The following is a 25,438-nucleotide window of genomic DNA, read 5'->3' as shown; positions in this document are numbered from 1 at the left end:
GGCGTGGCCTATCCTCTTTTACGTCGATGAGCGGCATTGTTATTACGCTGCCCCGCACTCTCCTGCATAGACATCACCACGCCAGCGAATTCTTTCATCACGCGGCGATAGACATCGCGCTTAAAAGAGACGACCTGACGCACCGGATACCAAAAGCTGACCCAGCGCCAACCATCAAACTCCGGCGTGCTGCTGTGTTGCACATTGATCTCCGCGTCACTACACATCAACTGCAGAAGAAACCACTTTTGTTTCTGGCCGATACACACCGGCTTTGTGTCCCAACGCACCAAACGTTTTGGCAACTTGTAACGTAACCAGTTACGGGTTGAAGCAAGTATTCGAACATCTTTGCGGTGTAAACCCACTTCTTCGAACAGTTCGCGATACATCGCCTGTTCAGCGGTTTCACCCGGATTGATGCCTCCCTGAGGAAATTGCCAAGAGTGCTGTCCAAAGCGCCTGGCCCATAACACTTGTCCTTGCCTGTTACAGATTACGATACCAACATTCGGGCGGTAGCCATCATCATCGATCACTGGACTACCTCAAAGCAAAATTTGAATAGCCTGATTGTTTCACACTCCTTACAGGCGGTAAACCACTGGATATCCGGGGCGATAGCCGAATAAAAACAGGATAACTCACAGAGTTTAGCCAAGTTATAAACAGCGGAGCGGTTTTCAGGGCGATCTTATTCACCTTTTCTGTGGATAGCTTTGTGCAGAACACGGGAATGAGTTGAATAACCACTTCGGAAAATTCTCATAAGGCAGATAAAGAATAGCACTAAAAACACCATTAATCATGGTGATAGGAAAAAATGACAGTGGTGTTTCAACGCGGAGCACTTTCTAATTATCCTCAGGTTCCATTCGCTGCTCAAAGATCCACCAGCGTCGCTTTTATCCACAGATAATGCCCTAAACCTGGTCAAAGAAAGGAAAAAAAGCGTTCAAATCGCTAAAGTCAAGGCTGTAAATCGAAACAGTGGTGCTCTGCGAGGGGGGTTATCCCACCATTCTGTGGATAAGTAGTCTTGAGATCCTGTTCATTGTCGATAACAAACTGGGATAACCTTGCCATAGCATCCACAACCGTCCGGCAATGCAAATAAAAAAGCACGCTTAATCATGCTATTATCACGGTTATTCACGCTGCGCGCATGTGGAAAACTCGCACCCGTCAGCGCTGTACATCCTTTAACCAATATGAGTTTTGCCATGAATTCCCCCGTTTTATTGCCGCCGCCACCACAAGATGAAGCGGAATTACTGCAACGTGCACAACAGCTGGCAGGCCAGACGTTTGCTGCACTGGCAGCTCAGCTGCGTTTGCCGGTGCCAGCCGATTTGCGGCGGGATAAAGGCTGGGTTGGCATGCTGATTGAGCTGCACCTTGGTGCCAGCGCGGGCAGCAAAGCGGAGCAGGATTTCGCCCATCTCGGTATCGAACTCAAGACCATCCCCGTGGATGCGCTGGGCAAACCGTTGGAAACCACCTTTGTCTGCGTTGCGCCTCTGACCGGCAACAGCGGCGTAACCTGGGAGACCAGCCATGTGCGCCACAAGCTGGCGCGGGTGTTATGGATCCCGATTGAGGGCGACCGTGCTTTGCCCCTCGCGGATCGTCGTGTGGGATCGCCGCTGTTATGGCAACCGAGCGAGGAAGAAGATCAGCAGTTGCGTGAAGACTGGGAAGAGTTGATGGATATGATCGTGCTGGGCCAGGTGGAACGTATTACCGCCCGTCACGGCGCCTGGCTGCAGATCCGCCCGAAAGCGGCCAACAGCAAAGCGCTGACGGAAGCCATCGGTGAGCATGGAGAGCCTATAATGACGCTACCGCGCGGTTTTTATCTCAAGAAAAGCTTCACCGGACCGCTACTGGCACGCCATTTTCTACTGTAAATGACTCGACTCCTTACACGACTGGTTCGGTTCCCGTGATGGGGCCTTTTTTTGGTGCAGCAAGGCGGCAAGTACGCGAATCCCCGGGAGCATACATAAGTAAGTGACTGGGGTGAACGTGAGCAGCCAAGGCAGCTGCAAGCCGAAACAGGACGTGTATAATCGCCGTTTAATTTTCGTTTAGGATTGAATGATTCATGTTTGACTGGATTGCTGATCCCAATGCCTGGCTGGCACTGGGAACTTTGACCATTCTGGAAGTGGTTTTGGGTATCGACAACATTATCTTCCTGTCGCTGGTTGTCGCTAAGCTACCGAAACACCAGCAAAACAAAGCTCGCCGCCTCGGTTTAATGGGTGCCATGCTGATGCGACTGGGTCTGCTGGCGTCTATCGCTTGGGTTGTGCGCCTCACCAACCCGCTGTTTACCCTGATGGATCACAGCTTCTCGGCGCGCGACCTGATCCTGCTGTTTGGTGGTCTGTTCCTGCTGTGGAAATCCAGCATGGAGATTCATGAAACCATCGAAGGCGCCGAAGGTGAGCACAAAACCAACGTCCACTCCTTCTTCGGCGCGATCGTTCAGATCATGTTGCTGGACATTATTTTCAGCCTCGATTCAGTGATCACCGCCGTCGGGTTGTCCGATCATCTGTTCATCATGATGGCAGCCGTGGTCATTGCCGTATTGATGATGATGTTTGCCGCACGCTCTATTGGTGAGTTTGTTGAGCGCCATCCATCGGTGAAAATGCTGGCACTGGCGTTCCTGATTCTGGTCGGCTTTACCCTGATTCTGGAGAGTTTCGGTATCCATGTACCAAAAGGTTACATTTATTTTGCCATGTTCTTCTCCATGGCCGTGGAGTGCCTGAACCTGATGCGCAGCAAGAAAAGCGCGGCTTAACGATGTCAAGGGCGAGCGCATCTCGCCCTTTAATTTTAGGAATGATGCGATTACGTCAGCCAGCGAAAGCATTTATTACTACACTTTTGCAGTTGAAGTAGGTTGAGGGAGATAAGAATGAAAGGGTTGGTGAGTGTCGTGGGTATTATGCTGGTCGCGCTGACGTTGAGTGGTTGCAGTAGTGATTACGTGATGGCGACCAAAGATGGCCGTATGATTAAAACTGATGGCAAACCGTCCATCGATAAAGAGACAGGTTTGGTGCAGTACACTGACGATCAAGGTCATGTGATGCAGATCAATGGTGACGAGGTCTCCACCATCATTGAGCGTTAAGTGCCAAATTCGATTGCCTGCACGATTTTTTCCCCAGTGCAGGCGATTTCCCGAACTTTCCCCCCTTCCTTCCGCGCCGCTTCACAGGATATAGTCCCAGAGGACACAACATTCCCTTTCATAATGAAAAAAGGAAGCCGGCAATGCATTATCACCGCATCCCCCACAGTACGCTGGAAGTCAGCCAACTGGGGTTAGGAACCATGACGTTTGGTGAGCAAAACAGCGAAGCCGACGCCCACGCGCAACTCGATTACGCGATGAGCAGTGGCATCAACCTGATTGATACCGCTGAAATGTATCCGGTGCCGCCACGCCCGGAAACCCAGGGATTAACCGAACAGTACATTGGCAGCTGGCTGAAGAAGCGCGGCAGCCGTGACAAGATCATTCTGGCCAGCAAAATTGCCGGTCCGGTGCGCGGCGCAGATGCGTCGATTCGCCCTAACCAGGCACTGGATCGCAAAAACATTCGCGAAGCGCTGGATGCCAGCCTGAAGCGTCTGAACACCGACTATCTCGATCTCTACCAGCTGCACTGGCCGCAACGTCAAACCAACTACTTCGGCAAACTGGGCTACCAGTACAGCGAAACCACCGCCAACGTGACGCTGCTGGAAACGCTGGAAGCCCTGAATGAGCAGGTGCGCGCAGGTAAGATTCGCTACATCGGCGTGTCTAACGAAACCGCATGGGGCGTGATGCGCTATCTGCAGCTGGCTGAGAAGCACGAGTTGCCGCGTATTGTGACCATTCAGAACCCGTACAGCCTGCTGAACCGCAGCTTTGAAGTTGGCCTGGCGGAAATCAGCCAGCACGAAGGCGTTGAACTGCTGGCCTATTCAAGCCTGGCGTTTGGTACTTTGAGCGGCAAATATCTGAATGGTGCGAAACCCGCCGGTGCGCGTAATACGCTGTTCAGCCGCTTCACCCGCTACAGCGGTGAGCAGTCGAATCAGGCGATTGCCGCTTACGTGGATTTGGCGAAGAAGCACAACCTGGATCCGTCACAGATGGCACTGGCTTACGTGCGTCAGCAGCCATTTGTCGCCAGTACCCTGCTGGGCGCGACGACGCTGGAACAGCTGAAGATTAACGTGGAGAGTTTCAACCTGACGCTGAATGCCGATGTGTTAGAGGAACTGGAAGCGATTCATCGTCAGTATACTTACCCGGCACCCTAACGGGATGCCATCGTTGCGGCGCAACGGTTTGCGTCGCAACGACCTGCAGCATTGATGGCCTGGTGGCTAAGACTTTGGCCCGATGTGCCTGGATGCACACCCTACAGGCGTATGACGCGGTTTTTGATTGTGTGCAACCGAATGCGCGCATTTCGGATCTATGGTCGCCATTGCTGGCGACCTGGTTTTTCAACGCACCGCCTTAACGGCGCGATTTCCACCACAGCAACGCAATCGCCACAGCAAAAATCCCACCGAACCCGATACCGGTTGCCACTGCAGGTGCACCCAACTTAACAGCGATGGTGTACAGCGCCAGCATCACCAACATCGCTATGTTTTCACCGAAGTTCTGCACGGCAATCGCATTACCCGCGCCCACCGACTCTTTGCCGCGCTCCTGCAACAGCGCATTAAGCGGCACCACGAAGAAGCCACCGAGCGCACCCAACACCATCAGTACCAGATAGGCATTCAGCAAGCTGGTTTGCAGTGAGAACACCACCACCATCACACCAATCAATATCCCGGCGGGCATGCAGCGGCGCACGGTTTGCAGCGTCACCAGTTTCGCCGCCGCGGCAGCGCCAATCACAATCCCGATCGCCACCATGGCATTTAACGTGGTGGGCGTTTTATTGTCGGTGATACCGAGCGCGACGGGCACCCAAAGCACCAGCAGGAAACGCAGCGTCACGCCTGCGCCCCAGAACATGCTGGTGCCGAGCAGGGAAAAACGCGTCTCGCCGTTACGCCACAACAGCAAAGCGGATTCTTTGAAACTGCGGAACATGGCACCAAACTGCCAGCTCTGACCCGGTCGTGCCGCCAACAGCTTAGGAATAAAGATATTCGCCACCACTGCCAACGCGTAAGTGAGTGCACACACAATCAGCGCGGCCAGCAGATTCCAGTCCGCCAGAATACCGCCCGCCACTGAACCCAACAGGATGGCAGCAATGGTAGAGGACTCCATCAGACCGTTGGCCTTCACCAGTCGTTCACCGCTGGTGATCTCGGTGAGGATGCCGTACTTAGCAGGCGAGTAGGATGCCGCACCAATACCCACCAGCGTATAGCCAAGGAATGGATTGAAGCCAAAACAGATAACCAGTGCACCCAGCAGCTTGAGGCTGTTGGCGAACATCATCACCCGGCCTTTAGCAAAGCTGTCAGCCATCTGCCCGACAAACGGTGCCAGAAGAATGTAAGTGGCCACAAACATCATCTGCAGAATCGGCTGGCTCCAGTCGGGATAGAGCTGACTTTTCAGCACCGCCAGCGTGGCAAACAGCAGCGCATTGTCGCCAAACGCGGAGAAAAACTGCGCCACAATCACCGCCATCATATTGCGTGACAGTAACGGTGAATCGGGATTAACCGCCTGACTCATGCTTGATCCTCTTCGGCCAGCTGTTTCAGGCTGACGTAGTCTGGTTTACCGCTACCCAGCAGCGGCAGCTGTTTCATAAAGCGAATGTCACGCGGCACAGCCAGTTCTGGCGCACCGATATCGCGGGCGGCTTTAAGCAGTTGCTCACGCCCCAGTTCGCCGTCAGTAGTGAACAACACTAAGGCTTCACCGCGATGACCGTCAGGGCGCAGTGACGCGGCATGCTGCTTCTCGCCCGAGGCTTTCAAAGCGATCTGTTCGACGCTTTCCAGTGACACCATCTCACCGGCAATTTTGGCGAAGCGTTTGGCACGGCCCTGAATCTGACAGAAGCCACCTTCATCGAAGCTAACAATGTCGCCGGTATCGTACCAACCGGCTTCCATCTCGCCTTCACCGTTATCGGCTACTGGCTTCTCCAGCACGCCAGGATTCTCGACGCGCAGATAACCGTTCATGATGTTCGGACCACGCAGTTGCAGACGACCGCCCTGCTCAATACCCGGCACGGAGATCAAACGTGAATCCATGCCGGGCAGAATACGACCCACGGTGTGAGGTTTCGCGGCCATCGGCACGTTGATTGCCACCACTGGTGCACACTCGGTGACGCCGTAGCCTTCAAGAATACGAATGCCGTACTTCTCGGCGTAGATTTGGCGCGTGCCTTCCTGCAACTTCTCTGCACCCGCTACCACATAGCGCAGGCGTGCAAAATCATACGGATTGGCAAAGCGCGCATAGTTGCCGAGGAAAGTCGACGTCCCAAACAGCACGGTGCAGTTACGGTCATACACCAGTTCGGGCACGATGCGGTAATGCAGCGGGCTCGGATAGAGGAACACCTGCGCGCCGGTCAGCAGCGGCGTAAACAAGCCCACCGTGAGGCCGAAAGCATGGAACAGCGGCAGCGCCGACATAAAGCGATCGCGCGGGGTGAAATCCGCCACGGTGCGAATCTGTTCAACGTTAGCCAGCAGGCTTTTGTGCGAGTGCACCACGCCTTTGGGATTGCCTTCCGAACCCGAAGTGAACAGCACCATCGCGGCATCTTCCGGCTGCTGCCTGACCTGTGCGCGACGCGGCATCAGCAGGTGAGCCAGAATCCACAACTTGTCTTTCAGTGTGACGGTATCTTTCAGGTCTTCGAGGTAGATCCACTGGACTTCCGTTAAGCCCTGCGGCAGGTGCTCCAGGTTGCCTTTCTCAAGGAACTGGCGCGAGGTGAACACGGTTTTGACCTGTGAAGCGGTGAGCGCTGCACGCATGCCGTTGACGCCCGCGGTGTAGTTGAGCATCGCCGGGATACGCCCGCGCAGTGACGCCCCGAGGATCGCCGCCGCCGTGACGGTGGCATTGGGCAGTAGCAGACCAACGTATTCCCCCTGCTGGCTGTAGCGCTCAAGAATACGGCCGACGCCGAGCGATTTTTTCAGCAGCCCGGTGTAGCTGTCCGGCTTGAAGTTGATGTCTTTGATGCAGGGTTTAGTCAGGCCATAACGCTGGCGTGCATTAAGGAACGCTTCAAAGAGCGTTTCTCGTGGACGCACCGCCATGCGCGCTTCCATCATCACATGATGTAAGTGCTCACCCGCCAGTATGCGACGATCGCGCGCGCGTTTGGCTTCCGGCATCGGAATGACGGTAGCGGGTAAGACGCTTAATGTGATGCGCGGGAACAGGCGGCGTTTGAATACGCCCGCCAGACGACCAAACGGCGTGTACTCCGCGCCTTCAATGCGCATGGGCACCACGGTCGCACCCGATTTCGCCGCGACAAAGCCCGCCCCGCTGTAGATTTTCATCAGCGATCCGGTCACGGTGATACGTCCTTCCGGGAAGATCACCACCGGACGCCCCTCATTGATCATGCGCACCAGATGTTTGATCGACATCGGTTTAGTGGGATCGAGCGGCACGAAGTCGATAATCGGCTTCAGGAGCCGCATAAACCACTGATCGCTGATCGAGGAGTAGACGGCGAACACCGGTTTAATCGGCAAAAACAGCGCCACCAAAATGCCATCAAGGAATGACATATGGTTAGGGGTGATCAGCACTTTTTCTTTGTGCAGTGCGGTGAGATCGCCACGCAGGTCCACCCGCCATAACAGGCGAAACAGGAATCGCAGAACAGTGAATAGCATGCCAGCTCCTTAGCAGCGTTAAAATATGGCGCTTACCTTGCAGGATCTGGCGATTTTCGACAAGTGGCGCGGTGATTTATGGTGAGGAATTGAGGTGGGTGTGGTGTGTAATCTGTAAAAATGTGCCGTTGGGGTGCTGTTTATTGTGAAATGCTGCTCAGTGCTAATGCAGACTGGGCTGCACTGGCGTAGCTGGTGATGCGCAGTCTGAGGGGGAAACAAGGCTGGGTAGACTGGGATGATAAACAGGTGCTGACGCAGGCTGGGATGATTAGCAGGTGCTGGCGCAGAGGGGCTATGGCCCATCCGCGCGCCAAAAAAGCCCACAACAGAATCAAACTCAGCTGTTCTAAACTGCCAGACAACCTTCATCTATGCTGCTAAAACTCATCCCTGCCAGAACGAATAACACTTATCCCTGCCAACCACCGCCTAGCGCAGCGATCAACTCAACGCTGCTCACCCACTGGGTGCTCTGCAATGACAGTAAGCTCTGCTGCTCGCTCAGACTGCTGTTTTCTGTGGTCGCCACATCAAGGTAATCAATCATCCCGGCATCATACTGATTACGCGTCACGCGTGCTGACTCCTGTGCAGCGCTGGTCGCCAGCTGCTGTGAAGCTATCTCACCCTTCAGCGTATTCAGCTGCACCAGATAATCTTCTACTTCACCCATCGCCGTCAGCACCGACTGGCGATAATCCGCCACGCTGGCGTCATAGGCGGCGCGGGCCTGCTCCACTTTGGCTGAGGTGGCACCGAAGTCCAGCAGCGTGCCGCTTAACTCCGGCCCTAATGACCAGACGCGATTTGGCAGTGAGAACAGACTGTTGATGGCCGATGAGCTCACGCCGCCCGTGGCACTTAACGTCAGATCGGGATAGTAACCGGCAATCGCTACGCCCACCGCCGCATTGGCCGCTGCCACGTTACGTTCGGCATAAGCAATATCCGGACGACGCTGCAACAACGCAGAAGGCAGGCTGTTAGGGATGGCTGGCAGCGTGGCATCCAGCTTCGCCACTGGCAGCGAGAAATCAGCCGGTGCACGGCCCAGCAACAGCGCAATGGCGTGTTCCGACTGCGCGCGCTGCCACTGATAATCCTGTGCTGAGGCGCGCGCGCTCTCCAGCTGCATCTGCGCCTGTGCCAGCGTGGCGCGTGATTCGCTGCCCGCCGAGTACTTGTTCTGAATCACCGTTAAATAGCGCTGATAGGCATCGATACTGCGCTGATACAGAGCAATTTTTTCGTCGAGGATGCGCAGCTGGAAGTAATCCTGCGCCAGCTCCGATTGGGCACTTAGGGTGATATTCGCCAGTTCGGCCTTACTCGCCTGCGCGCTGGCTTTGTTCTCTTCCAGCGTACGGCGCAGTTTGCCCCACAAATCCAGCTCCCAGCTGGCGCTGAGATCGGCGGCATGCGCGTTGCTGACGCTGCGCTGCCCGGTGGTGCTGGCGCGACTACCGCTGCGCGTACTGCTGGCGTCGTAGCTTACCGACGGGAACAGTGCCGCGCGTGACTGCGAGGTCAGCGCCTGCGCTTCACGGTACTGCGCGGCATAGCTCGCCACGTTTTGGTTGGAGATGCTCACCTGACGCAACAGGCTATCCAGCGTGGCATCGTGATACACCGACCACCAGTCACCTTTACTCTGCTCATCCTGCGGCGTGGCCTGCTGCCAGCCTTTGGCTTCTTTAAAATGCGTCGGCATCGCCATGGTGGGGCGCTGATAATCCGGCCCCACCGCACAACCCGCCAGCAACAGTGCCACTACCATCGGGGTAAATTTCAGAACATTTTTCATCGATCAGGATTCCACATGACGCATGCGCTGCCACTGACGTTTGGTGGCGCGGCTTAAAATATCGAGCCAGAGATAAACAACCGGCGTGGTAAACAGGGTTAACAGCTGGCTGAGTGCCAGACCGCCGGCAATCGCGATGCCGAGCGGGCTGCGTAAATCCGCATCACCGCCGCTGCCTAATGCCAGCGGCAAAGCACCAAAGAAGGCTGCCAGCGTGGTCATCATGATCGGACGGAAGCGCATTAAACAGGCCTGCGTAATCGCCTGTTTCGGCGACATGCCTTGCGTGCGCTCAGCGTGGATTGCAAAGTCGATCATCATGATGGCGTTCTTCTTCACGATGCCGATTAGCAGAATGATGCCGATCAGGGCAATCACCGTCAGTTGGGTATTGGTGAGCAGCAGCAGCAGCAGCGCGCCAACCCCCGCCGATGGCAGCGTCGAAAGAATGGTGATGGGATGGATGTAGCTCTCATACAGCACGCCCAGCACGATATACACCGCCGCCAGCGCGGCAATAATCAGCCACGGCATGGTGGCGGTCAGCTGCGCAAAGGCAGCTGCGGTGCCGGCAAATCCGGCCTGAATGGTGGACGGCAGGCCGAGCTGCGCCATCGCCTGTTTAATCAGCGCCTGCGCCTGCTCCAGTGACACACCATCATTCAGGTTAAAGGCAACGGTGCTGGTGGCCGACTGCCCCTGATGCGCCACCGACAGCGGCGCGTTACCGCCTTTGAAGCTGGCGAAAGCGGAGAGCGGCACACGATCGCCGCTGTCGTTGATCACATATAGTTCTTTCAAAATCTCCGGATCGCGCGTGTAGCTGTCCTGCAACGACATCACCACATGATACTGATTCAGCGTGTGATACAGCGTCGCCACCTGGCGCTGGCTAAAGGCGTTGTTCAGCATGGTATCCAGCATCTGCACATTCACGCCGAGGCGTTGCGCGCGGTCGCGATCGATATTGATCACCACTTCCTGGCCGCCGGTTTGCGAATCGGAGTCCACGCTGTTGAGCTGTGGGATCGCCGCCAGCGCGGCCTGCACTTTCGGCGTCCACTCGCGCAGCACATCCAGATCGTCGGCCTGCAAGCTGTATTGATAGGTAGCATTGGCACTGCGCCCACCGATATGCAGATCCTGCGCCGCCATCAGGAACATCTGCGCCCCGGCGATATGGCTGGTCTTCAGGCTCAGTCGATTGGCGACTTCGGTGGCCGTGGCATCGCGATCGCTAAAGTCTTTAAGACGCACAAAGAAGTTGGCGCTATTGCGCGAGCCAAACATGCCGCTACCCATCGACGACATCACGCTGTCCACTGCGGGATCGGACTGGATGATCTTGGTGAACTCCAGCATCTTCGGCTTCATCGCCTGGAACGAGATGTTTTGATCGGCGCGCAGTGCGCCCATCAGCAGGCCGGTATCCTGATTGGGGAAGAAGCCCTTCTGCACCACGGTGAACAGAAACAGGTTGAGCAACACCGTCAGCACCAGGCTGAACATGGTGATCTTCTGGTGCGCCATCACCCACGCCAGACCACGCGAGTAGGCTGCCAGCAAAGCATTCAGCTGGTTTTCGATAAACTGATATAGCGGATGCGGGCGCTTGCTGACTTTCGGTTTTGGCTTCAGCAGACGCGCGCACAGCATCGGCGTCAGGCTCAGCGAGACAAACATCGAGATCAACAGCGAGACGGTGAGCGTCACCGCAAACTCGCGGAACAGACGACCGACAATACTGCCCATCAGCAGGATGGGGATAAACACCGCCACCAGCGACATGGTCATCGACAGCACAGTGAAACTCACTTCCTGCGCGCCTTTTAGCGCCGCCCGCAGCGGACTCAAACCTTCTTCGATATGGCGCGTGATGTTCTCCAGCACCACGATGGCATCATCGACGACAAATCCGGTGGCGATGATCAGTGCCATCAGCGAAAGGTTATCGAGGCTGTAGCCCAGCAGATACATCACTGCACAGGTGCCAATCAACGACACCGGCAGTGCCAGCGCCGGGATCACCACCGCCTGCACGTTACGCAGGAACACAAACACCACCGCGATTACCAACAGCATGGCGATCAGCAGCGTCTCTTCGGTGTCATACAAAGATTCACGCACCGTCGGCGAACGGTCCACCACCACCTTCAGCTGGGTATCTGCGGGCAGATCTTTTTCCAGCGCTGGCAACTGCGCTTTGATGGCATCAATGGTGTCGAGCATATTGGCGCCGGCCTGGCGCTTAATGCCCACCATCACCGACGGCTGCGAGTTAAGGAAACCGGCCTGGTACTGATCTTCCACCGAATCGTAGACGGTGGCGACATCGTGCAGACGTACCGCTTTGCCGTCTTTATAGCTGACGATCAGATCCTGATACTGCGCCGCTTTATCTAACTGACCGTTGCTGTCCACCACCCATGATTGCTGGCTACCCTGCAGAATGCCTTTGGGTTTGTTGGTGGTGCTGTTGGCGATGGCTTCACGCACCGTGTCCAGCAAGATGCCGTATTGCGCCAGCTTGAGCGGTTGCAGATCGATACGCACGGCGGGCAAGGCGCTGCCCATTAGTGACACTTCGCCCACGCCCTTGACCTGCCCCATCGCCTGCTCAATTTTGCTCTCGGCCAGGTCGTAGAGCTCACCCGGCGTGCGCGTGGCGGAGGTCAACGCCAGCATCACAATCGGTGCATCGGACGGGTTAGCTTTGCGATAGGTCGGCAGTGATTCCATCGCGCTCGGCAGCAGACTGCGCGCGGCGTTGATCGCCGCCTGCACATCGCGCGCCGCGCCGTTGATGTCGCGGTCGAGATCAAACTGCAAAATCACGCTGGTGGAGCCCTGCGAACTGGTCGAAGTCATTTCGGTAACGCCCGCGATCTGCCCCAGCGAGCGCTCCAGCGGCGTCGCCACCGTGGCCGCCATGGTCTCCGGGCTGGCACCGGCTAAGCTGGCGCTGACCATAATGGTCGGGAAATCCACCTGCGGCAGAGGAGCCACCGGCAACAGCCGATAACCCAGCAAACCGAGCAGCATGATCGACAACGTTAATAGCAACGTGGTGACCGGACGGAAGATAAACAGTCTGGTGAGGTTCATTACTCGCTCCGCGCCTGCTGCTGTTTACGCTGCATATAGCGCTTGCCGCGCTGCGCAATGCCATCGAACCACAGATAAATCACCGGCGTGGAGAACAGCGTCAGCACCTGGCTGACAATCAACCCCCCGACAATTACCAGACCAAGCGGTTGACGCAGTTCGGCGCCGGATCCTGAGGCCAGCATCAGCGGCAGTGCACCGAGCAATGCCGCCATGGTGGTCATCAGGATCGGACGGAAGCGCAGCAAGCAGGCCTGATGAATCGCATCACGCGCACTCATGCCCTGCTTGTTTTCGGCCTCCAGCGCGAAGTCGATCATCATAATCGCGTTCTTCTTCACGATGCCGATCAGCAATATCACCCCGATCAGCGCAATCAAGCTGAACTCACTGCCCGCCAGTAATAACGTCAACAGCGCACCCACCGCCGCTGATGGCAGCGTCGAGAGAATCGTCACCGGATGAATAAAGCTCTCGTACAGGATGCCCAACACCACATACATGGTGATCAGTGCGGCCAGAATCAGCCACAGCGTGTTACCGGTCGCGCTCTGGAATGCCGAGGTTTCCCCCTGATAGCGCAGCGTAATGCTGGATGGCAGATCCAGCTGCTGCGTCACTTCGGCAATCGCCTTCTGCCCATCCTCCAGCGAATAACCGCTGTTGAGATTGAACGACACCATCACCGCCGGGAACTGATTCAGACGCATATGCATCAGTGAACCGGTGCGCTGGTGAATGGTGGCAATTGAGGTCAGTTTCACCATGCCCGTGGTGGTGGTGTCGCTGTCGGAACTGGTGGTTGAGCTGCTGCTGGATGTGCTGCTCGAACTGCTGCTGGTTGATGTGCTGGAACTGCTGCTCACCGGCAGATAAACATCATCAAACGACGCCGGAGACTGCTGATACTGCGGTGCCACTTCCAGCACTACGCGATACTGGTTAGCCTGGGTAAAGATGGTGGAAACCAGACGCTGACCGAAGCTGTTGTAAAGCGCCGTATCCACATCCGAGGCGGTAATGCCGTAGCGCGCGGCTTTGTCGCGGTTCAGTTCGACATAGGCGACACGGCCCTGATCCTGCAGGTTACTCACCACGCCGTTAAATTCCGGGCGCTGCTGCAAGGCCGCCACCATCTTCGGCGTCCAGCTCACCAGGTTTTCACTGTCTGCGTCATCCAGCGTGAACTGATACTGGCTCGGCGTGACCTGATCGTTGACCGTCAAATCCTGCGCCGGTTGCAGATAGAGCTGAATGCCCGCCACCTGCTCCGCCGCCTGCTGCAGCTGCTTGATCACCACATCGGCTTTGTCATCGCGCTCATCAAACGACTTCAGGTTGATTTGGATACGGCCACTGTTGAGGCTGGTGTTGCTGCCGTCAATCCCGATGGTGGAAGAGAGGCTATCCACCGACGGGTTCTGGAGAATCACTTTCGCCAGCGCCTGCTGACGCTTCGACATCTCGCTAAACGACACATCCTGCGACGCCACGGTGACACCCTGAATCAGTCCGGTATCCTGCGTCGGGAAGAAACCTTTCGGGATGGCGATATACAGCAGCGCTGTCAGCGCAAAGGTCGCCAGCGCCACCAGCAGCGTCAGTTTCTGATGATTCAGCACCACCGTCAGCAAGCGGTCGTAACCGTTCACCAACTTATCGAATATTTGTCCGCCCTTACGCGAAAAACGAGACTGCTTCTCTTCCGGAATATGCTGCAACAGATAGGCGCACAGCATTGGCGTCAGCGTCAGTGACACCACCATCGACACCAGAATCGACACCGCCAGCGTAATGGCGAACTCGCGGAACAAGCGCCCTACCACATCGCCCATAAACAGTAGCGGGATCAGTACTGCAATCAGCGAGAAGGTCAGCGAGATGATGGTGAAGCCGATCTGCTGCGAGCCTTTCAGCGCCGCCTGCATCGGCGTTTCGCCCTCTTCCAGCCGACGCGAAATGTTCTCCACTACCACAATCGCATCATCGATGACGAAGCCGGTGGCGATGGTCAGCGCCATCAGCGACAGGTTATTCAGGCTGAAATCGGCCAGATACATCACGCCGAAAGTGCCAATCAGTGACAGCGGCACCGCCACGCTTGGAATCAGCGTCGCCGCCACATTGCGCAGGAACAGGAAGGTGACCATCACCACCAGCGCCACCGACAGCATCAGCTCAAACTGCACGTCGCTGATGGATGCACGGATGGTTTGGGTGCGATCCGACAAGATGCTCATCTTCACGCCATCGGGCAACGCGGCCTGCAGGGTTGGCAGCTGCGCTTTGATGCTGTCCACCACCTGAATCACGTTGGCACCAGGCTGGCGTTGCACGCTGATCACAATCGCCGGGCTGTTATTGGCCCAAGCCGACTGGAAGCTGTTCTCCGGCCCCTGTTCGATGTGCGCGATGTCTTTCAGGCGCAGTGCAGCACCGTTCTGATAGGTGATGATCAGATTGCCGTACTCATCGGCGGTGCGCAGCTGATCGTTGGCATCGATGGTCACCGAATGGTATTTGCCATCGAAGCCGCCTTTTGAGCCATTGACGTTGCTGTTGCTGATCAACGTATTCACGTCTTCCAGCGACAGCTTGTGTGCCGCCAGCGCTTTCGGGTCCATCTGCACGCGGATAGCCGGCTGATGACCACCTGCCAATGTCACCATGCCGACGCCGTTAATCTGCGACAGCTTCAGCGCCACGCGGGTGTTCACCAGATCCTGCACCTGCGTCAGCGGCAGGTTATCCGAGCTGGCCGCCAGCGTAATCACCGCCGTATCCGCCGGGTTGACCTTTTTATAGGTCGGCGGATTGGGCAGATCGCTCGGCAGCAGGTTGTTGGCGGCATTGATCGCCGCCTGCACTTCCTGCTCGGCGACATCCAGCGACAGATCGAGGCTGAATTTTAGCGTGATGATCGAGGAGCCACCGGAGCTGGTGGAGGTCATCTGACTTAAACCGGCCATCTGCCCCAGCTGGCGTTCCAGCGGTGAGGTCACAGACGATGCCATCACATCCGGGCTGGCGCCGGGATACAGGGTGGTGACCTGAATGGTCGGATAATCCACCTGCGGCAGCGCCGAGGTGGAGAGGAATTTATAGGCAAAGATCCCGGAAATCAGCACGCCGACCATCAGCAAGATGGTGGCGACGGGACGCTGGATAAACAGACGTGACGGATTCATTTTTTGGCCGCTGTGGCAGTTTTGCTGTCATCGGCCAGAGAGACTTTACTGCCGTTGGTCAGGCGATCGATGCCTTCGGTGACCAGACGCTCGCCCGGCTCGACACCTTTTAGGATCGACTGCTGATCTTCACCAAACGCCGGGCCGGTGGTCACGGCTTTGCGCGTCACGGTGTTGTCTTGATTGATCACAAACACAAAGCTGCCGTCGCTGCTCAGTTGCAGCGCCTGCGCCGGGATCACCGTGGCGTTATTCAGAATGTTGGTTTGCAGGCGCAGGTTGACAAACTGATTGGCAAACAGCGACTCATCTTTATTCGGGAAAGTGGCTTTTAGCTCGATGGTGCCGGTGCTGGTATCGATCTGGTTGCTAATGAACTGCACGCTGCCTTGAGCCAGCTGGGTGCTATTGTCCTGATCAAAAGCCACCGCCGGTAAACTCTGCCCGTTATGCAGCGCTTTGGTGAGCTGCGCGATATTGCTCTGCGGCACGCTGAAGGTCACGGCTGCGGGCTGCATCTGCGTCACCACCACAATGCCGGTGGTGTCGGTGGTTTGCACCATGTTGCCCGGATCAACCAAACGCAGGCCGACACGGCCGCTGACGGGTGAAGTGATGCGCGCATACTCAATATCCAGCTTCGCACTGGCGATCTGCGCCTGATCGGCTGCCACTGCGCCTTTGTACTGCCCAACGGTGGCCGTTTGCGTGTCGAGATCCTGGCGTGACAACGAGTCCTGGGCCGCCAGTTTTTTGTAGCGGGCCAGCGTCAACTCGGCGCTTTTCAGCAATGCCTGGTTCTGATTAAGGTCGCCCTGATACTGCGCCAGTGTCGCCTGATAGCTACGTGGATCGATCTGCGCCAGCAGCTGTCCAGCCTCGACTTTTTGCCCTTCGGTAAAGAACACTTTTTCCAGTTGACCCGCTACGCGGCTGGTCACGGTAACGCTGGCATTGGGGATCACCGTGCCCAGCGCATTGAGATACACCGGCACGTTGGCCGTCGTGGCCACGCCACTGTGCACCAGCGTGGCACTGCCGCCCATCATCGCCATGCCCGGAGGTCCACCTGCGCCCCCGCGATGACCGCCTTTTCCGCCTCCTGGTGGCATGCCGCCCGGCGCACCGCCATGGCCGCCGACAACGCGCCAAATCACGCCAGCCACGATTAACACAACAAGTAAAATGAGTAGCCATTTCAGCCAGTGGAAACGCGATTTGCCAGGGGAATTAATTGTCATCGGACTCTTCAGATAAACAGGAAAAAGGAAAATCCCCTGCACTGACAGGGGATTATTTCAAAGGAAATCATCACTGCTTGTATTATCAGCTGAAGTGCCATGGAATTTCCATGGAGAAACCGTAAGGGTAACGTTAAGGCACTCAGGCCTTCCAACCGCCTCCTAAGGCTTTATACAAGGTGATTTTCTCGCTCAACTGGCCCAGATGTGCACTGATTAACGACTGCTGCGAACTGTAAAGCGATCGCTGGGCCACTAATACATTGAGATAATTGTCTACGCCTTGCTTAAAGCGCATTTCGGAATAGTCGTAATCGCGTTGATTAGCACCAACCTCCTGTTGCAGCGCTGTCAGCTGATCCTGCCAGGTATCCTGACCGGCCAGCGCATCATTCACCTCTTTGAACGCGGTTTGAATCGCTTTCTCATAGTCAGCAATTTCAATGCGTTTCTCGATGTGCGCGATGTTGAGATTAGCCTCGTTTTTGCCGCCGTCAAAGATCGGCAGATTGATCGACGGCACAAAGGACCAGGCACCGGTTCCGCCGCCCAGCAAACTGCCGAGCGAACTGCTGGTCGATCCCCCAGAAGCGGTCAGCGTGATGCTCGGGAAGAACGCCGCGCGCGCTGCGCCAATGTTGGCATTCGCCGCTTTCAGGCTATGTTCTGCGGCCATGATATCCGGACGACGCGTCAACAGATCAGATGGCAAGCCCGCTGGCGTGGCCGGGAACTGCCAGTTGACGTCCAGCGTCGCGTGGGACAACAAGGTAGCGGGCAGATCGGTGCCCACCAGCAAGCGCAGTGCGTCCACATCCTGACGTACCTGACGCGTATAGCTTGCCACATCCGCCTGCGCAGCCCGCACCGTGCTCTCTGCCTGCGCCAGATCCTGATCGCTACTGGCCCCGCCGTTGTAGCTGAGTTGCGTCAGACGATACGACTCTTGCTGACTTTTGGCGGTATTTTGCGCCAGATGCAGCAGATCGTTATCCGAACTCAAGGTCAGCCAGGCGGTGGCCACCTCCGAAATCAGCGAGATGCGCGTGGCGCGTTCGGTCGCGGCGGTGGACAGATAGGTTTCCTGCGCTTCATCACGCAAGCTCTGTAAACGACCAAAGAAGTCCAGCTCCCACGAGGTGACGCCCAGACCGGCGTTCAACTCGTGATAGGTCACCGCACCGCTGGTCTTGGTGTTATAGAGGTTGGCCGGTTCATGCGCCGAGGTCTGGCTGGCGGTAGCATTGATTGACGGCATTAACGCCGCACGCTGCACCGTGACGCTCTGCTGTGCCTCTTCGACATTTAGCGCCGCGACGCGCAGGTCACGGTTGTTGTCGAGTGACAGCTGAATCAGATTGCGCATCGTGGCGTCAGTGAAGAAGTTCTGCCACGGCAGATCCGCCACGTTGCCCACCGGCGTGGGCTGATCGTACTTCGCGTCTACCGGCATTGCGGGGCGCTGATAGTGGGGGGCCAGCGTACAGCCCGCCAGCGTCATAGCCAGCGGCAGCAGCGCCATACGGAAAGTTTTAGTGTTCATGCGTTGTCACCTCTGCGGATGCTTTTTTCTTGCGGGCGAAGAACTGCGAAACCACCACGTAGAACATCGGAACAAAGAAGATGGCGAGGAAGGTGGCGGTGATCATCCCGCCTGCTACCGCCGTACCAATCGAGTGCTGGCTACCTGCGCCTGCGCCGTTAGAGATAGTCAGCGGCAGCACGCCGAGAATAAACGCCATCGACGTCATGATAATCGGTCGGATACGCAGTCTCGCGGCTTCCACCGCTGCCTCGACCAGCGTTTTGCCTTCCCGTTCGTGCAACTCTTTGGCGAATTCCACAATCAGAATGGCGTTTTTCGCCGCCAGTCCCACCGTGGTGAGTAAGCCCACCTGGAAGAATACGTCGTTCTGCAAGCCGCGCAGCAGTACGGCACTAATAGTCCCGAGAATGCCGAGCGGCACCACCATGATCACTGAGAACGGAATCGACCAGCTCTCATATAGCGCGGCCAGACACAGGAACACCACCAGAATCGAGATCAGATACAGCTGGGTAGTCTGGTTGCCGGACGCCTGCTCTTCATAGGAAATGCCGTACCACTGCACGCGGAATCCTTTTGGCAACTGCTTCGCCAACTGTTCCACGGCTTTCATCGCTTCACCGGTGCTCTGCCCTGCCGCAGGCGATCCGAGGATCTCTTCAGAGGTCAGGCCGTTAAAGCGTTCGAAGTGTGGCGAGCCGTAAACCCATTTGCCGCTGGCGAAGGCGGAGAAGGGCACCATGGTGCCGCTGCTGTTGCGGAAGTACCATTTATCGAGATCGGATGGCGTGACGCGTGAATCGGCTTTACCCATCAGGTAAACCTCTTTCACACGGCCGTTATACATAAACTGATCGATATAGCTGGAACCCCACGCCACTGACAGCGTGTTGTTGATGTCGGTCATGCTCAGGCCCAGCGCGCTGGCCTTCTCGTCATTGATCTCCAGCTGATACTGCGGCTCATCTTCCAGTCCGTTCATGCGCACCTGCGCCAGATGCGGATCTTTGTTGGCCAGATCGATTAACTGGTGCGTGGCATCCATCATCTGCTGATGGGTGTGCGCGCCCGTATCCTGGAGATAGAGATCGAAGCCAGTGGCGTTACCCAGCTCCATCACCGCCGGTGGCACCATGGCGAAGATTTTGGCGTTTTTGTAGTTGGCAAAATGCGCCATCACCCGGTTCGCCAGATTCTGCACGCTTTGCCCGCTGTGGGTACGATCGCCCCAATCCTTCAGGCGCACGAAGGCCATGGCGTTACTCTGGCCGCGACCGGCAAAGTTAAAGCCCGCCACGCCAAAGGTGGTGGTGACCACTGAGGCTTCATTCTTCTGCAGGTAGTCATTGAGATCGTTGATCACCTGCTGCGTACGCTGTGAAGAGGAGTTCACCGGCAGCGTCATCTGCACCATCATCAAGCCCTGATCTTCTACAGGCAGGAACGTGGTGGGCACACGCGTGAACAAAAAGCCCGTCACGCCGACGATCACCAGGTAGATCACCAGGAACAGGCCGCGACGGGAAATAACGTTGTTAACGCCGCGCGTGTAGTGCATCGCGCCGCTATCAAACTTACGGTTAAACCAGCCAGCAAAACCGGTGGTCTTGTGCTCCGCCGCCGAAGGTTTGAGCAGGGTGGCACAGAGTGCAGGGGTAAAGATCAGCGCCATGATCACCGACAGCGCCATCGCCGACACAATGGTGATCGAGAACTGGCGATAAATCACCCCGGTCGAGCCGGAGAAGAACGCCATTGGCAGCAGCACCGCTGACAGCACCAGCGCAATACCAAACAGTGCGCCCTGTATCTGCTGCATCGACTTGATGGTGGCGGTTTTCGGATCGAGATGTTCTTCGTGAATCACACGCTCGACGTTCTCCACCACCACGATGGCATCATCCACCAACAGCCCTATCGCCAGCACCATACCGAACATGGTCAGGGTGTTGATGCTGTAACCGAAGGCCGACAGGATGCCGAAAGTACCGAGCAACACCACCGGCACCACCAGGGTAGTAATCAGGGTGGCGCGCAGGTTTTGCAGGAACAGCAGCATGACGAAGAACACCAGCACCACCGCTTCGATCAGCGTTTTCACCACTTCTTCAATCGAAGCGCTGACCACTGGCGAAGTGTCATACGGATACTGAATTTCAACATTATCCGGCAGTGAGTCTTTCAGATCGGCTATGGTCTGGCGCACCGCTTTGGCGGTATCCAGTTCGTTCGCCCCGGTGGCCAGACGCAGCGCGATACCTGCCGCGGGCTTGCCGTTCATGGTGGCGTCAATGCCGTAGCTCTGCGGACCGAGCGCCACGCTGGCAACGTCTTTCAAACGCACCTGTGAACCATCGCTGTTCACTTTCAACAGCACATTTTCAAACTGCTGCACCGTGGTGAAGCGAGTTTTCCCCAGTACCGTGGCCTGCGTTTTGGCGCCCTGAATGGTCGGTAACCCGCCGAGTGAACCGGACGACACCTGCACGTTCTGGTTATCAATGGCGGTGGTGACATCACTCGGCATCAGGTTGTACTTGTACAGTTTGGCGGGATCGAGCCAGATGCGCATGGCATATTCCGAACCCAGTACCATAAAGTCACCGACGCCTGGCGTACGCGAGATCGGATCTTCCAGCTTCGACACCAGCATATCCGCGAGATCGCCGTTGCTCAGCTTGCCGTCTTTAGAGATCAGCCCGATGACCATCATGAAGTTCTTTTGGTACTTACGGATGCGGATCCCTTGCTGGGTCACGTCGGTTGGCAACTGCGATTCCGCCAGCGAGACGCGGTCCTGTACCTGCACCTGGGCGATATCCGGATTGATGCCCTGGTTAAAGGTGGCGATGATCTGCGCACTGCCGTCCGAGGCACTGCTGGATTCCAGATAGCGCAAGCCATCCAACCCGTTCAACTGCTGCTCAATCACCTGCACCACGGTGTTCTGGGTGGTTTCGGCGCTGGCCCCCGGATAAGTCACCGAGATCGACACCGCAGGTGGGGAGATATTGGGATACTGATTGACCGGCAAACTGATGGCCGCAATCCCGCCCACCAGCATCACGATAATCGCGATAACCCAGGCAAAAATGGGACGTTCAATAAAAAACTTCGACATGCCGCCCCCTTATTGCGCTGCTGCGTCGGTCATCGACAGACTGACAGCGTTGGCAGATGGCGTGTCATGGGTGTTGGCGGCGGTGGTGGTGACTTTCGCCCCGGCACGCACACTTTGCAGATTGTTCACCACCACGTTTTCACCTTCGCTCAGGCCGGCGGTCACCAGCCATTCACCTTTGATCATCTCGCCGGTGTGAATGCTGCGCTGCTCAATGGTGTTATCGCTTTTCACCACGTACACATACGGCTGGCCTTTGGTGTCATGCATGATCGACTCCTGCGGCACCAGAATCCCCTGCTGCTGAATGCCCTGCGGGAAGCTGGCGTGTACGTACATGCCTGGCAGCAGTTCATTATGCGGGTTCGGGAACACCGCACGCAGCACCACGGTGCCGGTGGCGGTGTCGACGTTCACTTCCGAGAACGCCAGTTTGCCCTGCTGGCCATACTGGCTGTTGTCTTCCAGAGAGAGTCCGACCGCCGCCGTGTTGTCATCCACTTTGGCGATCTTGCCGTCGGCTAAGGCTCGGCGCAGACGCAGCAGATCGGTAGAGGATTCACTGACATCAACATAGATCGGATCAAGTTGGGTAATGGTGGCGAGATAGTCGGTCTGGCCGTTAGTCACCAGCGCACCGGCGGTATACAGCGAACGGCTGATATGTCCGGAGATCGGCGCCTTCACCAGTGTGTAATCAAGATTGACCTTAGCGGTTTCCACATCGGCCTGTGCTTCACGCTCTGCCGCAACGGCATCGTCGTAAGTCTGCTGGCTGATGGCGTGTGCAGAAGCGAGCGGCTGATAGCGTTTTGCCACCATCGCATCGTTTTGCCAGGTCGCCATCGCTTTGTCGTAAGCGGCTTTATAGGTCGCCGGATCGATCTGATAGAGCGGCTGGCCTGCTTTCACTTCGCCGCCTTCGGTAAACAGGATTTTCTGGATCACGCCGCTGACTTGTGGGCGCACCTGTGCGGTGCGGACCGCCGTGGTGCGGCCAGGCAGTTGTGTCACCAACGTAACGGGCTCAGATTTTAGGGCGATGACACCCACCTGGGGTGTCGCGGATGCAGCGGGCTTTGCTCCGCCCTGGTCACAGGCTGCCAGTAAAAACACCACGCTGGCAGAAAGAAGTTTCAGGCGCATAATTTTTCTCTGGATGAAAGGAGGGATAGTCACTGATGTGATGACATGCAAAAAATCATTGTAGGGAGGGAGTGATAAGGCGGTTGTTAAGGTTGCGTAAAATATATTTTCCAAAGGAAAATGGTAAACCTTTCGTGCCATAAATGGCTGTGAAAATTAGCTTTTTGCGGGTTTTTTACCGCCATGCAGAGCAACAGGTTTACCCTTTCGGCTCGATCCCGCAACGGCGCAGTTCGCGACGCGCCAAATCTTTCAACCAGCACGATAGCGTGATGTTTTCATCTTCGGTGACTTCGCGCAGTTGATCATGCAACTCCGGATGAATGCGTAACTGAAACGCCGTGGAGCGGCCCTCGCCTTTTGGCGTTCGGTCTTTGGTTTTTGGCATCGGGTCACACCTCAACGAATGGCAATAAAAAACGCCCCAAAGCCGCGCTACCAACACGGCAAGGGGCTGGCGAACCGAAATGGAATGCGGCATCGCGGTGCGTTACATACAGGTTACACGGCAAGATATTTTTATGTTGGCGGGGAAGTGTTAAGACTCAGACAAGAGGTGTGAGCGAGTTCGCTGAGTGCTGAATTTCAGGCAAAAAAAACCCACGCATCCGCGTGGGTCGGTGCAACCGAACAGGGTGAATACCTGAAGACAGGTATTGCTGCCGCAGCAGCCGATCTTCACACCAATCAATACCTCTGGGACTTTTATCGTCGCCGAAAGTGGTGTGAGAAAACAGCCGCAAATCGCAACGGAGTTCGGCGAAATGCAACGAGGTGTGAAAAGCACCTCACGGCAGTTACATCCTGATTTTACTAAGATTTATCCGAAGTCGGTTTGCTGTAAATGGCGTCAGGCGCAATGTTCATATGCTTCAACACCGGCCCCATAATGCTGCCGAAAATCGGCGCCGCTACCGAACCACCAAAGTGATCGCCCGCTGTCGGATGGTTGACCATCACCACCAGCGCCACCTCAGGATGGCTGGCAGGAGCAATACCGGCGGTGTAGTTAACGTAACCGCCATCGTACTTCCCGCTGGTGCCCATTTTCTCTGCGGTACCGGTTTTGGTCGCCAGGCGGTAACCCGGCACAGCGGCTTTGACGCCGGTACCACCAGGCAATACGTCACTCTCCAGCATGTGCACCACGGTTTGCACGATTTGCGGATCGGCCACCTGCTTGCCCAACACCGGCGGTGTCACTTTGGTGATCGACAGTGGACGATATACGCCGTAAGAACCAAGCGTGGCGTATTCACGGGCGATTTGCAGCGGTGTGACGCGCAGGCCGTAGCCAAAGGCAAAGGTGGCGCGTTCAATATCCGCCCAGCGTTCACGGTGCAGCGGGAAGTAGCCCACGCTCTCGCCGGTTAACCCGAGTCCGGTCGGCTTACCCAGGCCAAACGCCTGATAGGTGTTCACCAGCGCTTCAGCAGGCATCGCCAGCGCAATGTGCGATACGCCGATATCACTCGATTTCTGCAAAATGCCCGTCATGGTCAGGCGCGGCCAGTGGCCGACGTCACGAATCAAGTGGCCGTTAACGCTGTAGGGTGTGGTATCGATCACCGAGTCGGCACGCACCAGATGACGCTCCAGCCCTTCCATCACCACCAGCGGTTTCACCGTTGAGCCGGGTTCGTAGCTGTCATTGATCGCCGTGTTGCGCATCTGTGCAGGCGTGGCGTTATCGAAGTTGTTGGGGTTGAACGAAGGATAGGAAGCCATCGCCAGGATCTCGCCCGTATCGATCTTGATCAGCACTGCCGCACCGGAATCCGCTTTATTCAGCAACACGCCATCGCGCAGTTTGCTGTAGAGGGTGAACTGGTCAAACTTATCAATACTCAGCTGTACCGTTGGCGGCTGCTTCGGCGGCTCGTAATCCAGCATCGCCACGATATTACCCTCTTTGTCCTGACGATAAACCTCTTTGCCCGGCTCGCCTTGCAGCACGTGGTCGAAACCTTTCTCCAGACCGTTCAGGCCATTGCTGTCAGCACCGACAATGCCAATCAACGGCGCAGCGGCTTCACTCATTGGATAGAAGCGGCTGTCGTTGTATACCGAGCTGATGCCCTTCAGGTGCAGTTCGGCGATGTCTTTGGCGATGCCCAGTTCGATTTTACGGCCAAGATAGAGGAAGCGTTTTTTCGGGTTCGCGGTGATCTGCTCACGCAACTCTTCCGGACGTAAGTTCAGCGCCGAGGCAAGATAGGTCCATTTGGCGTTGGTAAAGTCGGGATTGGCTTCCAGCACGCGCATCGGGTCGGCGATGATATCGCGCGCCGGTACGCTCAGTGCCAGTGCCTGGCCATCACGATCCAGTAAGGTGCCACGGTTGGTGGGCAAGGTGACGGTGCGCAGTGAACGCTGATCGGCCTCGTGCTCCAGCATCGGATGCTT

Annotated in this window: 17 protein-coding genes, 1 tRNA gene and 1 pseudogene; 5 read left to right on the top strand and 14 right to left on the bottom strand. The window is 56.5% G+C overall.

Going from position 1 to position 25,438, the window contains the following annotated elements; genetic code table 11:
- Nucleotides 1–8: 8 nt before the first annotated feature.
- Together rppH and QMZ65_RS06735 are read right to left on the bottom strand one after the other, a co-directional pair.
- Nucleotides 9–539, bottom strand: coding sequence for an RNA pyrophosphohydrolase (gene rppH / locus QMZ65_RS06740; RefSeq protein WP_034823115.1), 531 nt, complete (start codon nt 537–539; stop codon nt 9–11).
- Nucleotides 540–1,051: 512 nt separating this feature from the next.
- Nucleotides 1,052–1,225: a hypothetical protein gene (locus tag QMZ65_RS06735; protein WP_283215646.1), complete on the bottom strand. Its 174-nt coding sequence runs from the start codon at nt 1,223–1,225 to the stop codon at nt 1,052–1,054.
- Here QMZ65_RS06735 and mutH point away from each other — a divergent pair.
- From mutH to QMZ65_RS06715, 4 genes are all read left to right on the top strand, one after another.
- Entirely contained in the window at nt 1,224–1,910 is a 687-nt protein-coding gene (gene mutH / locus QMZ65_RS06730) for a DNA mismatch repair endonuclease MutH (RefSeq protein ID WP_097117994.1), read from the top strand. The two genes, QMZ65_RS06735 and mutH, sit on opposite strands and share 2 nt — an antisense overlap.
- Nucleotides 1,911–2,107: 197 nt before the next feature.
- The gene (locus QMZ65_RS06725) at nt 2,108–2,818 is read left to right on the top strand and encodes a TerC family protein (RefSeq protein WP_084937541.1); all 711 of its coding nucleotides are present in this window, start codon (nt 2,108–2,110) and stop codon (nt 2,816–2,818) included.
- Nucleotides 2,819–2,935: 117 nt separating this feature from the next.
- On the top strand, nt 2,936–3,154 hold the full coding sequence (locus QMZ65_RS06720; protein ID WP_034823127.1) for a YgdI/YgdR family lipoprotein: 219 nt from the start codon (nt 2,936–2,938) through the stop codon (nt 3,152–3,154).
- Nucleotides 3,155–3,297: 143 nt separating this feature from the next.
- The gene (locus QMZ65_RS06715) at nt 3,298–4,338 is read left to right on the top strand and encodes an NADP(H)-dependent aldo-keto reductase (RefSeq protein WP_097117995.1); all 1,041 of its coding nucleotides are present in this window, start codon (nt 3,298–3,300) and stop codon (nt 4,336–4,338) included.
- Nucleotides 4,339–4,540: 202 nt separating this feature from the next.
- Here the strand turns inward: QMZ65_RS06715 and lplT are convergent, their stop codons facing one another.
- The 11 genes from lplT to QMZ65_RS06660 form a co-directional block, all read right to left on the bottom strand.
- A complete protein-coding gene (gene lplT / locus QMZ65_RS06710) occupies nt 4,541–5,731 on the bottom strand; it encodes a lysophospholipid transporter LplT (protein ID WP_058961810.1) in 1,191 nt (396 codons plus the stop codon).
- A complete protein-coding gene (gene aas, locus QMZ65_RS06705) occupies nt 5,728–7,878 on the bottom strand; it encodes a bifunctional acyl-ACP--phospholipid O-acyltransferase/long-chain-fatty-acid--ACP ligase (RefSeq protein WP_283215645.1) in 2,151 nt (716 codons plus the stop codon). The genes lplT and aas overlap by 4 nt, the downstream gene beginning before the upstream one ends.
- Before the next feature lie 412 nt (nt 7,879–8,290).
- Nucleotides 8,291–9,685: an efflux transporter outer membrane subunit gene (locus QMZ65_RS06700; RefSeq protein ID WP_283215644.1), complete on the bottom strand. Its 1,395-nt coding sequence runs from the start codon at nt 9,683–9,685 to the stop codon at nt 8,291–8,293.
- A gap of 3 nt (nt 9,686–9,688) precedes the next feature.
- The gene (locus QMZ65_RS06695) at nt 9,689–12,790 is read right to left on the bottom strand and encodes an efflux RND transporter permease subunit (protein WP_283215643.1); all 3,102 of its coding nucleotides are present in this window, start codon (nt 12,788–12,790) and stop codon (nt 9,689–9,691) included.
- Nucleotides 12,790–15,978: an efflux RND transporter permease subunit gene (locus QMZ65_RS06690; RefSeq protein WP_283215642.1), complete on the bottom strand. Its 3,189-nt coding sequence runs from the start codon at nt 15,976–15,978 to the stop codon at nt 12,790–12,792. The genes QMZ65_RS06695 and QMZ65_RS06690 overlap by 1 nt, the downstream gene beginning before the upstream one ends.
- Entirely contained in the window at nt 15,975–17,219 is a 1,245-nt protein-coding gene (locus QMZ65_RS06685) for an MdtA/MuxA family multidrug efflux RND transporter periplasmic adaptor subunit (protein ID WP_211729282.1), read from the bottom strand. Before QMZ65_RS06685 ends, QMZ65_RS06690 begins: the two co-directional genes overlap by 4 nt.
- Before the next feature lie 142 nt (nt 17,220–17,361).
- Nucleotides 17,362–18,762, bottom strand: coding sequence for an efflux transporter outer membrane subunit (locus QMZ65_RS06680; RefSeq protein ID WP_211729283.1), 1,401 nt, complete (start codon nt 18,760–18,762; stop codon nt 17,362–17,364).
- A complete protein-coding gene (locus QMZ65_RS06675; protein ID WP_283215641.1) occupies nt 18,752–21,886 on the bottom strand; it encodes an efflux RND transporter permease subunit in 3,135 nt (1,044 codons plus the stop codon). The genes QMZ65_RS06680 and QMZ65_RS06675 overlap by 11 nt, the downstream gene beginning before the upstream one ends.
- 9 nt (nt 21,887–21,895) lie before the next feature.
- On the bottom strand, nt 21,896–23,032 hold the full coding sequence (locus tag QMZ65_RS06670) for an efflux RND transporter periplasmic adaptor subunit (RefSeq protein ID WP_283215640.1): 1,137 nt from the start codon (nt 23,030–23,032) through the stop codon (nt 21,896–21,898).
- A gap of 199 nt (nt 23,033–23,231) precedes the next feature.
- Complete coding sequence (locus QMZ65_RS06665) at nt 23,232–23,420, bottom strand: toxin-antitoxin system HicB family antitoxin (RefSeq protein ID WP_283215639.1); 189 nt, start codon at nt 23,418–23,420, stop codon at nt 23,232–23,234.
- 425 nt (nt 23,421–23,845) lie between these two features.
- Nucleotides 23,846–24,235, bottom strand: a complete 390-nt coding sequence (locus QMZ65_RS06660; RefSeq protein ID WP_153012330.1) for a penicillin-binding transpeptidase domain-containing protein — start codon at nt 24,233–24,235, stop codon at nt 23,846–23,848.
- Nucleotides 24,236–24,316: 81 nt separating this feature from the next.
- Between QMZ65_RS06660 and QMZ65_RS06655 the strand changes: the two genes are divergently transcribed.
- Nucleotides 24,317–24,429 (top strand) — tRNA-OTHER (locus QMZ65_RS06655).
- 517 nt (nt 24,430–24,946) lie between these two features.
- On the opposite strand, the pseudogene QMZ65_RS25335 reads toward QMZ65_RS06655, so the two are convergent.
- Nucleotides 24,947–25,429: pseudogene (locus QMZ65_RS25335) on the bottom strand (peptidoglycan synthase); the annotation flags it as partial.
- Nucleotides 25,430–25,438 lie beyond the last annotated feature (9 nt).

Origin of the sequence: Pantoea sp. EABMAA-21, assembly GCF_030053335.1 — a bacterium.
Taxonomy (GTDB): domain Bacteria; phylum Pseudomonadota; class Gammaproteobacteria; order Enterobacterales; family Enterobacteriaceae; genus Pantoea; species Pantoea communis.
The sequence above is the reverse complement of the archived record's forward strand: the minus strand, read 5'-3'. Positions and strand labels throughout refer to the sequence as shown.